Source organism: Pseudomonas sp. TE12234 (genome assembly GCF_054061835.1).
Genome location: NZ_JBSSEP010000005.1, coordinates 304,701 through 315,410, shown reverse-complemented (window position 1 = coordinate 315,410; position 10,710 = coordinate 304,701). Strand labels below are relative to the sequence as shown.

Annotated in this window: 10 protein-coding genes and 4 tRNA genes; all 14 read left to right on the top strand. The window is 55.2% G+C overall.

The genetic code is table 11. The features are described from left to right. The first annotated feature begins 182 nt into the window (after positions 1–182). The 14 genes from birA to rpoB all read left to right on the top strand — a co-directional run bounded on the left by birA (position 183) and on the right by rpoB (position 10,647). A complete protein-coding gene (gene birA, locus ACVWYU_RS11400) occupies positions 183–1,142 on the top strand; it encodes a bifunctional biotin--[acetyl-CoA-carboxylase] ligase/biotin operon repressor BirA (protein ID WP_457372710.1) in 960 nt (319 codons plus the stop codon). Next, positions 1,132–1,881: a pantothenate kinase gene (locus ACVWYU_RS11395; protein ID WP_457372709.1), complete on the top strand. Its 750-nt coding sequence runs from the start codon at positions 1,132–1,134 to the stop codon at positions 1,879–1,881. Before birA ends, ACVWYU_RS11395 begins: the two co-directional genes overlap by 11 nt. A 7-nt stretch (positions 1,882–1,888) precedes the next feature. Then, on the top strand, positions 1,889–2,329 hold the full coding sequence (locus ACVWYU_RS11390; RefSeq protein WP_247254545.1) for a hypothetical protein: 441 nt from the start codon (positions 1,889–1,891) through the stop codon (positions 2,327–2,329). A gap of 143 nt (positions 2,330–2,472) precedes the next feature. Beyond that, positions 2,473–2,557 (top strand) — tRNA-Tyr (locus ACVWYU_RS11385). Between the two features lie 24 nt (positions 2,558–2,581). Further along, positions 2,582–2,655 (top strand) — tRNA-Gly (locus ACVWYU_RS11380). A 26-nt stretch (positions 2,656–2,681) separates the two neighbouring features. Further along, positions 2,682–2,757 (top strand) — tRNA-Thr (locus tag ACVWYU_RS11375). Between the two features lie 174 nt (positions 2,758–2,931). Continuing rightward, positions 2,932–3,007, top strand: a tRNA-Trp gene (locus ACVWYU_RS11370). Between the two features lie 45 nt (positions 3,008–3,052). Beyond that, positions 3,053–3,421, top strand: coding sequence for a preprotein translocase subunit SecE (secE, locus tag ACVWYU_RS11365; RefSeq protein WP_007896620.1), 369 nt, complete (start codon positions 3,053–3,055; stop codon positions 3,419–3,421). A 9-nt stretch (positions 3,422–3,430) separates the two neighbouring features. Beyond that, the gene (gene nusG / locus ACVWYU_RS11360; protein WP_007933727.1) at positions 3,431–3,964 is read left to right on the top strand and encodes a transcription termination/antitermination protein NusG; all 534 of its coding nucleotides are present in this window, start codon (positions 3,431–3,433) and stop codon (positions 3,962–3,964) included. Positions 3,965–4,081: 117 nt separating this feature from the next. Further along, complete coding sequence (gene rplK / locus ACVWYU_RS11355) at positions 4,082–4,513, top strand: 50S ribosomal protein L11 (protein ID WP_007933726.1); 432 nt, start codon at positions 4,082–4,084, stop codon at positions 4,511–4,513. After that, entirely contained in the window at positions 4,513–5,208 is a 696-nt protein-coding gene (gene rplA, locus ACVWYU_RS11350) for a 50S ribosomal protein L1 (protein WP_003186095.1), read from the top strand. The genes rplK and rplA overlap by 1 nt, the downstream gene beginning before the upstream one ends. Before the next feature lie 198 nt (positions 5,209–5,406). Next, positions 5,407–5,907: a 50S ribosomal protein L10 gene (gene rplJ / locus ACVWYU_RS11345; protein ID WP_007933724.1), complete on the top strand. Its 501-nt coding sequence runs from the start codon at positions 5,407–5,409 to the stop codon at positions 5,905–5,907. Positions 5,908–5,987: 80 nt separating this feature from the next. Continuing rightward, positions 5,988–6,353: a 50S ribosomal protein L7/L12 gene (gene rplL / locus ACVWYU_RS11340; protein WP_090325646.1), complete on the top strand. Its 366-nt coding sequence runs from the start codon at positions 5,988–5,990 to the stop codon at positions 6,351–6,353. A 220-nt stretch (positions 6,354–6,573) separates the two neighbouring features. Beyond that, on the top strand, positions 6,574–10,647 hold the full coding sequence (gene rpoB, locus ACVWYU_RS11335; RefSeq protein WP_130211429.1) for a DNA-directed RNA polymerase subunit beta: 4,074 nt from the start codon (positions 6,574–6,576) through the stop codon (positions 10,645–10,647). The last annotated feature ends 63 nt before the right edge of the window (positions 10,648–10,710 follow it).

Below are 10,710 nucleotides of genomic sequence, written 5' to 3'. Positions count from 1 at the left end.
TGGTAGTGTGGGGTTTCCCCATGTGAGAGTAGGTCATCGTCAAGATTAAATTCCGAAACCCCTATCTGCGTATGCAGGTAGGGGTTTTGTTTTTGTCCGCAGGAAAATCTGTCTCCTTGGGTTTCTATGCAACTGCTTGGGGCGTGGCTATCATGCGGGCCTCATTGTGAGGCGAGACTTGCATGCTGACGTTGTTAAAGCTTCTTAAAGATGGCCGATTTCATTCGGGGCAAGCCCTGGGTGCCGCCCTGGGTGTCAGCCGTAGCGCTGTCTGGAAGCAGCTTCAGCACCTGGAGGCTGAACTTGGTCTTTCCATACATAAGGTTCGAGGGCGCGGTTATCAATTGGCCGCACCATTGACGCTGCTTGATCCTGAGGCGATAGGGCGGCTCATGCCTTCCTGTGGCTGGCCCATCCTGGTTTTTGATTCTATTGACTCTACAAACGCTGAGGCACTGCGCGCTATAGATCGTGGCCAGGCGGCCCCCTTTCTTGTGCTTGCCGAGCGTCAGATAGCGGGTCGTGGGCGGCGGGGAAGAAAATGGGCTAGCCCCTTCGCTGAAAATATCTACTACAGCCTGGTTTTGCGTATTGATGGTGGGATGCGTCAGTTGGAAGGCTTGAGTCTTGTTGTGGGTCTCGCGGTTATGCAGGCTTTGCGCGAGCTTGGCATCTCGGGAGTGGGGCTGAAGTGGCCCAACGATGTCCTGGTTGGTCAAAAGAAAATTGCCGGAATTCTGCTTGAGCTGGTCGGGGATCCTGCCGACGTTTGTCATGTGGTACTGGGCGTTGGAATTAATGTGAACATGCAGGTGACCGATGAGGTTGATCAGCAGTGGACGTCCATGAGGCTCGAGTCGGGCAGGGCGTTTGATCGCAATCATCTGGTTGCGGAGCTCGGTTCCACGCTGCAGAGATATCTGGCTCGCCATCAGGCCGGTGGATTTTCGGCTGTCCAGGCTGAGTGGGAGCAAAATCATCTATGGCAAGGGCGTGCGGTGTCACTGATCGCTGGTGTTAACCAAATAGATGGCGTAGTGCTGGGTATCGATGCCCAGGGTGCGTTGCGCTTGAGGGTCGCCGGTGTTGAGAAAGTTTTCAGTGGCGGTGAGTTGAGTCTGAGGTTGCGCAATGATTCTTGAGCTCGACTGTGGGAATAGTTTCATCAAGTGGCGCGTGCTCGATGCGAGCACTCTGTTAGTGGTGGGTGAGGGTGTTGTCGACTCTGACATTGCCTTGCTGCAAGGGTTGAGCGCGCTGAAGGGGCTCTCACTCCGATTTTGTCGGTTAGTGAGTGTCAGGACTGCAGAAGAGACCGGTGAGTTGATTGCTTTGCTTAAGGGCGCATTCTGTATACCGGTGGTCTGTGCTGCTCCAGCTCGCGAGATGTCAGGCGTTCGTAATGGTTATGTGGAGTTCGAGCGTCTGGGGCTTGATCGCTGGCTTGCGATGCTGGGTGGATTTCATCTGGCTGCGGGTGCGTGCCTTGTACTTGATTTTGGCACGGCTGTTACCGCTGATTTTGTTGCCGGGGATGGGGAGCATCTCGGGGGGTTTATCTGTCCGGGAATGCCCTTGATGCGTAATCAACTTCGTACGCATACCCGCAAAATTCGCTATGGCGATGTCGCTGCAGAGCAGGCATTGGAAAGCCTTGTTCCGGGCAGGACAACTGTTGAAGCGGTCGAGCGTGGGTGTTTGTTGATGCTTCAAGGCTTTGTACTGACTCAGATGGAGCTGGCGCGCAGCTATTGGGGGGAAGAGTTCGTGGTGTTCCTTACGGGTGGGGATGCGGACCTGGTATCAGGAGTTGTGCCGCGGGCGAGGGTGGTTCCGGACCTCGTGTTCGTAGGTTTGGCTATGGCGTGTCCTTTATCCTGAGGTCCTTATGCGTTGGTTGTTTCTGCTTTTGCTTGTTCTCAACGTCTTCTATTACATCTGGCATCAACAGGAAGCCCCTCTGCGTGCGAAAGACGTAACGCCTTTGAGTTTGTATCGAGGGTCGCAGCAGGATATTCGCCTGTTGAGTGAGGCGCCTGATACGGCGAGGGATAAAGGAAAAACTGCACAGGTCGACGCAGGCTGCCTCTATATAGGTGGTTTTGCTCGTCAGGACATGGCTCAGGGGCTTGAGCGCAGGCTAAACGGAATGGATGTGAGATTTCAGTCATTGCCCAAGGGGAGCTCCGAAGCCGCTGGTTACTGGGTTCGAGTGGCTCCGGAAAGCAGGCGTTGGCTGGACGATGTGCAGTTGCAAAACCTTTCTAAAGAATTCAATGAGTTAAAACATAAAATAATGCCTTGTGAGGGGGTTGCACCCACCGAATAGTTTGCATAGAATGGCGCCCGCTCCACAGCGAAGACCTAAAGCGGTAAGCGGTGTGAAGCGAGGTCAATGCAGCTAACCTCAGGTTTTTTATGAGAAAAGTGCTTGACAGAAGGCTGGCATGATGTAGAATGCCGGCTCGCTTAGGAGGGGTTCCCGAGCGGCCAAAGGGATCAGACTGTAAATCTGACGTCTACGACTTCGAAGGTTCGAATCCTTCCCCCTCCACCATTTTTAGCGAGAGCTGCAAGCCTCGCGGGTATAGTTTAGTGGTAGAACCTCAGCCTTCCAAGCTGATGATGCGGGTTCGATTCCCGCTACCCGCTCCACGTTTGCAGGTTTTGCGCAGTGTTTCGCTCTTGTAGCTCAGTTGGTAGAGCACACCCTTGGTAAGGGTGAGGTCAGCGGTTCAAATCCGCTCAAGAGCTCCATATGACAAGGCAGATATGAAAATATCTGCCTTTGTTTTAATGGCTGGTGATGGTGCTTTGTTGTTCGTGAGGGTGAGATGTTCGCTCTGGTGCAGGTGAAGCAGTCCAGGTCATTGAGTAAAATGTTGTAAAGTCTTTTTCGGGCCGGCATAATGGTCGGCCTGATTTTGTTTTAGGTCAGTAGCTCAATTGGCAGAGCGACGGTCTCCAAAACCGTAGGTTGGGGGTTCGATTCCCTCCTGACCTGCCAGATTCACCAGGTGTGTCTGGCTTTCTTTTCACAGGATCTTCATAGATGACTCCTAAAGCTGAAGCTCAAGGCTCGCGCTTCGATCTGCTCAAGTGGCTAGTAGTAGTTGCTTTGGTGGTTGTTGGCGTTGTTGGCAATCAGTATTACTCTGCTTCGCCGATCCTGTACCGTGTGCTCGCTTTGCTTGTGATTGCTGCTGTAGCTGCCTTTGTAGGCTTGCAGACAGTCAAGGGCAAGTCTTTCTTTGTGCTTGTCAAGGAAGCGCGTACCGAGATTCGTAAAGTCGTATGGCCAACTCGTCAAGAAACCACGCAGACCACGTTGATCGTTGTGGCTGTTGTTCTGGTTATGGCGTTGCTGTTGTGGGGGCTTGATTCCTTGCTCGGCTGGCTTGTTTCCTTGATTGTCGGCTAAGGGTGTCCCGTGGCTAAGCGTTGGTATGTTGTGCATGCTTATTCGGGTTACGAGAAGCATGTCATGCGTTCGTTGATCGAGCGTGTAAAGCTGGCTGGCATGGAAGATGGCTTCGGCGAAATTCTGGTTCCCACTGAAGAAGTGGTTGAGATGCGTAATGGCCAGAAACGCAAAAGCGAGCGGAAGTTCTTCCCTGGTTACGTGCTGGTTCAGATGGATATGAACGAGGGTACTTGGCACTTGGTCAAGGATACTCCTCGGGTGATGGGTTTTATCGGCGGTACCGCTGATAAGCCAGCGCCGATTACTGATAAAGAGGCAGAAGCGATTTTGCGTCGCGTCGCCGATGGTAGCGATAAGCCGAAGCCTAAGACGCTGTTCGAGCCGGGCGAGTCGGTACGCGTCAACGATGGTCCGTTTGCTGATTTTACCGGCACGGTCGAAGAGGTTAACTACGAAAAGAGTCGCATCCAGGTGGCTGTGCTCATTTTCGGTCGCTCTACTCCGGTAGAGTTGGAGTTCAGTCAGGTCGAAAAGGTCTAACTGAGCAAGCATCCCAACCCCGCAGCCTTAGGCTGTGGGGTTTTGTCGTCACTGGGATAAACGCGCAAGTAACCGGGGAGCCTTTCGAGGCGTTTGAACCCGTAATTGGAGTGCCTCATGGCCAAGAAGATTACCGCTTACATCAAGCTGCAAGTGAAGGCCGCTCAGGCTAACCCAAGCCCACCTGTTGGTCCTGCTCTGGGTCAGCACGGCGTGAACATCATGGAATTCTGCAAAGCTTTCAACGCCCGTACTCAGGGTCTTGAGCCAGGTCTGCCGACTCCAGTGATCATCACTGTCTACAGCGACCGTAGCTTCACGTTCGAAACCAAATCCACTCCTGCTTCGGTTCTGCTGAAGAAGGCGGCCGGTCTGACCAGCGGTTCCGCTCGTCCGAACACCGTTAAGGTTGGCACCGTTACCCGTGCTCAGCTGGAAGAAATCGCGAAAACCAAAAACGCGGATCTGACTGCAGCTGATATGGAAGCAGCCGTGCGTACTATCGCCGGTTCTGCTCGTAGCATGGGCCTTAACGTGGAGGGTGTGTAATGGCTAAGCTGACCAAGCGTCAAAAGGCTATCGCCGGCAAAATCGAAGCAGGCAAGGCCTACAACTTTGTAGACGCCGCTGCACTGCTGGCCGAGCTGTCGACTGTCAAGTTCAGCGAGTCGTTCGACGTTGCTGTAAACCTGGGCGTTGACCCGCGTAAATCCGACCAGGTCGTTCGTAGCGCTACTGTGCTGCCACACGGCACTGGCAAGACCGTACGCGTTGCCGTGTTCACCCAGGGTCCAGCTGCTGAAGCTGCTCTGGCTGCCGGCGCTGATCGCGTAGGTATGGACGATCTGGCTGCCGAAATGAAAGGCGGCGACCTGAACTATGACGTAGTGATCGCATCCCCGGATGCCATGCGCGTAGTAGGTCAACTGGGTCAGATCCTCGGTCCACGTGGTCTGATGCCTAACCCTAAAGTCGGCACCGTAACTCCAGACGTAGCTACCGCGGTTAAAAACGCCAAGGCTGGTCAGGTTCGTTATCGCACCGACAAAAACGGCATCATCCACACTTCCGTTGGCAAGATCGGCTTCGACGCCGTCAAGCTGAAGGAAAACGTTGAAGCCCTGATCGCTGATCTGAAGCGTATCAAGCCGGCTTCCTCGAAAGGTATTTACGTCAAGCGCGTTACCCTGAGCACCACTATGGGCCCAGGTCTGGTCATCGACCAGAGCTCGCTGGACGCGTAAGACGCGGATTGACGTAAGCGATTGCGTCAATTGAAAAATTGGGGTCCCTGCCTGGCGGGGGCTGTCCAAGACCGTAGGCGACGCAAGTCTTAAACCTCAAGCCTACGCAGATGGTGCTCCCGGTTCCTTACCGAATCAGACACCAAAACGACATCTGGTTTCGACTGGATGAAACGGTAACAAGCAGGAGTTAAACCCGTGGCAATTAAACTCGAAGACAAGAAGGCCATCGTCGCTGAAGTCAACGAGGCTGCCAAAGTCGCTCTGTCCGCTGTCGTGGCTGATGCCCGTGGCGTAACAGTAGGCGCGATGACCGGACTCCGTAAAGAGGCTCGTGAAGCTGGCGTTTACGTACGTGTTGTACGTAACACCCTGCTCAAGCGCGCTGTTGCTGACACTGAATACAGTGTCCTCAACGACGTGTTCACCGGCCCTACCTTGATTGCATTCTCGAAAGAGCATCCGGGCGCTGCTGCCCGTATCTTCAAAGAGTTCGCAAAAGGTCAGGATAAGTTCGAGATCAAGGCAGCTGCGTTCGAGGGCAAGTTCCTCGCAGCTAACCAAATCGACGTGCTGGCAACTCTGCCGACCCGTGACGAAGCAATTTCTCAGCTGATGAGCGTGATTCAAGGCGCAACCAGCAAATTGGCTCGTACTCTGGCGGCCCTTCGCGACCAGAAAGAAGCTGCTGCAGCCTAAGGCTGAGCGACTCCTTTCAGCGTTTATTGTTTATTTCGATGGCCGCGTAGGCTGTCACCCCAATACAGGAATTAATAGTCATGTCTCTGACTAACGAGCAAATCATCGAAGCAATCGGCGAAAAATCCGTAATGGAAATCGTTGAGCTGATCAAGGCAATGGAAGAGAAGTTCGGCGTTTCGGCTGCTGCTGCTTCTGCTGGTCCAGCTGTTGCTGCTGCCGTTGTTGAAGAACAAACTGAATTCAACGTCATGCTGACCGAAGCTGGCGAGAAGAAAGTTAACGTGATCAAGGCTGTACGTGAACTGACCGGTCTGGGCCTGAAAGAAGCCAAGGCTGTAGTTGACGGTGCTCCTGCAATGGTTCTGGAAGGCGTTGCCAAAGACGCAGCTGACAAAGCCAAAGCAGCTCTGGAAGAAGCAGGCGCTAAAGTCGAGCTGAAGTAAGCATTGACTTTGCGTTTCCAGCCCGAGCGTTAAGCGACAGGCTGATGGCTGGTGGCTCTTGCCACCGGCCTTTTTCCGTTATTGGCAGCCGGCACGGTCGGCGCCGATAACGAGCTGTAACCACCCGATGTGGTGGCGCAAACCATGGGGTTTGCACGATTTTCTGGCTGCTCCCGTCGGGAGGGGCCAAACAAGCAGGTGACCAAGCTGGGGAACGCTGATGGCTTACTCATATACTGAGAAAAAACGTATCCGCAAGGACTTTAGCAAGTTGCCGGACGTCATGGATGTGCCTTACCTCCTGGCCATCCAGCTGGATTCGTATCGTGAATTCTTGCAAGCGGGAGCGACTAAAGATCAGTTCCGCGACGTGGGCCTGCATGCGGCCTTCAAATCCGTTTTCCCGATCATCAGCTACTCCGGCAATGCTGCGCTGGAGTACGTCGGTTATCGCCTGGGCGAACCGGCATTTGATGTCAAAGAATGCGTATTGCGCGGTGTAACTTACGCCGTACCTTTGCGGGTAAAAGTGCGCCTGATCATTTTCGACAAAGAGTCGTCGAACAAAGCGATCAAGGACATCAAAGAGCAAGAAGTCTACATGGGTGAAATTCCCCTGATGACTGAGAACGGTACCTTCGTAATCAACGGTACCGAGCGTGTAATCGTTTCCCAGCTGCACCGTTCCCCGGGCGTGTTCTTCGACCACGACCGTGGCAAGACGCACAGCTCCGGTAAACTGCTGTACTCCGCGCGCATCATTCCTTACCGCGGTTCGTGGCTGGACTTCGAGTTCGACCCGAAAGACTGCGTATTCGTGCGTATCGACCGTCGTCGCAAGCTGCCTGCATCGGTACTGCTGCGCGCGCTCGGCTATACCACCGAAGAAGTGCTGGACGCGTTCTACACCACCAACGTATTCCACGTGAAAGGCGAGAGCCTGAGTCTGGAGCTGGTGCCTCAGCGCCTGCGTGGTGAAATTGCGGTCCTGGATATCCAGGATGACAAAGGCAAGGTTATTGTCGAGCAAGGTCGTCGTATCACCGCTCGTCACATCAACCAGCTGGAAAAAGCAGGGATCAAAGAGCTGGAAGTGCCACTGGACTACGTCCTGGGTCGCACCACCGCCAAGGTCATCGTGCATCCGGCAACCGGTGAAATCCTGGCAGAGTGCAACACCGAGCTGAACACCGAGATCCTGGCGAAAATCGCCAAGGCCGGCGTTGTTCGCATCGAAACTCTGTACACCAACGATATCGACTGCGGTCCGTTCGTCTCCGATACGCTGAAGATCGACTCCACCAGCAACCAACTCGAAGCGCTGGTCGAGATCTATCGCATGATGCGTCCTGGCGAGCCGCCAACCAAAGACGCTGCCGAAACCCTGTTCAACAACCTGTTCTTCAGCCCTGAGCGCTATGACCTGTCTGCGGTCGGCCGGATGAAGTTCAACCGTCGTATCGGTCGTACCGAAATCGAAGGTTCGGGCGTGTTGTGCAAGGAAGACATCGTCGCGGTACTGAAGACCCTGGTCGACATCCGTAACGGTAAAGGCATCGTCGATGACATCGACCACCTGGGTAACCGTCGTGTTCGCTGCGTAGGCGAAATGGCCGAGAACCAGTTCCGCGTTGGCCTGGTACGTGTTGAGCGTGCGGTCAAAGAGCGTCTGTCGATGGCTGAAAGCGAAGGCCTGATGCCGCAAGACCTGATCAACGCCAAGCCTGTCGCGGCGGCGGTGAAAGAGTTCTTCGGTTCCAGCCAGCTGTCCCAGTTCATGGACCAGAACAACCCGCTGTCCGAGATCACCCACAAGCGCCGTGTTTCTGCACTCGGCCCTGGCGGTCTGACTCGTGAGCGTGCCGGCTTCGAAGTTCGTGACGTACACCCGACGCACTACGGTCGTGTTTGCCCGATCGAAACGCCGGAAGGTCCGAACATCGGTCTGATCAACTCCCTGGCTGCTTATGCGCGCACCAACCAGTACGGCTTCCTCGAGAGCCCGTACCGTGTGGTGAAGGACGCATTGGTCACCGACGAGATCGTGTTCCTGTCCGCCATCGAAGAAGCTGATCACGTGATCGCTCAGGCCTCGGCCACGATGAACGACAAAAAAGTCCTGATCGACGAACTGGTAGCTGTTCGTCACCTGAACGAGTTCACCGTCAAGGCGCCTGAAGACGTCACCTTGATGGACGTATCGCCGAAGCAGGTAGTTTCGGTTGCAGCGTCGCTGATCCCGTTCCTCGAGCACGACGACGCCAACCGCGCGTTGATGGGTTCGAACATGCAGCGTCAAGCCGTACCAACCCTGCGTGCTGACAAGCCGCTGGTCGGTACCGGTATGGAGCGTAACGTAGCTCGTGACTCCGGCGTTTGCGTCGTGGCTCGTCGTGGCGGCGTGATCGACTCCGTCGATGCCAGCCGTATCGTGGTTCGTGTTGCCGATGACGAAGTTGAAACCGGTGAAGCCGGTGTCGACATCTACAACCTGACCAAATACACCCGCTCCAACCAGAACACCTGCATCAACCAGCGTCCGCTGGTGCGTAAAGGTGATCGGGTTCAGCGTAGCGACATCATGGCCGATGGTCCGTCCACCGATATGGGTGAACTGGCACTGGGTCAGAACATGCGCATCGCGTTCATGGCATGGAACGGCTTCAACTTCGAAGACTCCATCTGCCTGTCCGAGCGTGTTGTTCAGGAAGACCGTTTCACCACGATCCACATCCAGGAACTGACCTGTGTGGCTCGTGACACCAAGCTTGGCCCAGAGGAAATCACTGCGGACATCCCGAACGTGGGTGAAGCTGCACTGAACAAGCTGGACGAAGCCGGTATCGTTTACGTAGGTGCTGAAGTAGGCGCTGGCGACATCCTGGTTGGTAAGGTCACTCCGAAAGGCGAGACCCAACTGACTCCGGAAGAAAAGCTGCTGCGTGCGATCTTCGGTGAAAAAGCCAGCGACGTTAAAGACACCTCCCTGCGCGTACCTACCGGTACCAAGGGTACTGTCATCGACGTACAGGTCTTCACCCGCGACGGTGTTGAGCGCGATGCTCGTGCCCTGTCGATCGAGAAGTCCCAGCTGGACGAGATTCGCAAGGACCTCAACGAAGAGTTCCGTATCGTCGAAGGCGCTACTTTCGAACGTCTGCGCTCCGCTCTGGTCGGCCACAAAGCCGAAGGCGGCGCCGGTCTGAAGAAAGGCCAGGACATCACCGACGAAGTACTCGACGGTCTTGAGCACGGCCAGTGGTTCAAGCTGCGCATGGCTGAAGATGCTCTGAACGAGCAGCTCGAGAAGGCCCAGGCCTACATCGTTGATCGTCGTCGTCTGCTGGATGACAAGTTCGAAGACAAGAAGCGCAAACTGCAGCAAGGCGATGACCTGGCTCCGGGCGTGCTGAAAATCGTCAAGGTTTACCTGGCAATCCGTCGTCGCATCCAGCCGGGCGACAAGATGGCCGGTCGTCACGGTAACAAGGGTGTGGTCTCTGTGATCATGCCGGTTGAAGACATGCCGCACGATGCCAATGGCACCCCGGTCGACGTTGTCCTCAACCCGTTGGGCGTACCTTCGCGTATGAACGTTGGTCAGATCCTTGAAACCCACCTGGGCCTCGCGGCCAAAGGTCTGGGCGAGAAGATCAACCGCATGATTGAAGAGCAGCGTAAAGTTGCCGAGCTGCGTAAATTCCTGCACGAGATCTACAACGAGATCGGCGGTCGTCAGGAAAGCCTCGATGACTTCTCGGACCAGGAAATTCTGGATCTGGCTCAAAACCTGCGCGGCGGCGTACCGATGGCCACTCCGGTGTTCGACGGTGCCAAGGAAAGCGAAATCAAGGCCATGCTGAAACTGGCAGACCTGCCAGAAAGCGGCCAGATGCAGCTGACCGATGGCCGTACCGGCAACAAGTTCGAGCGCCCGGTTACCGTTGGCTACATGTACATGCTGAAGCTGAACCACTTGGTAGACGACAAGATGCACGCTCGTTCTACCGGTTCGTACAGCCTGGTTACCCAGCAACCGCTGGGTGGTAAGGCGCAGTTCGGTGGTCAGCGTTTCGGGGAGATGGAGGTCTGGGCACTGGAAGCATACGGTGCTGCATACACTCTGCAAGAAATGCTCACAGTGAAGTCGGACGATGTGAACGGCCGGACCAAGATGTACAAAAACATCGTGGACGGCGATCACCGTATGGAGCCGGGCATGCCCGAGTCCTTCAACGTGTTGATCAAGGAAATTCGTTCCCTCGGCATCGATATCGATCTGGAAACCGAATAACACGTGACGCGAATCGAGAGCGGGGCTGGATTGCCCGCTCTCTGCTCCGCCAGGAGGAAAGGC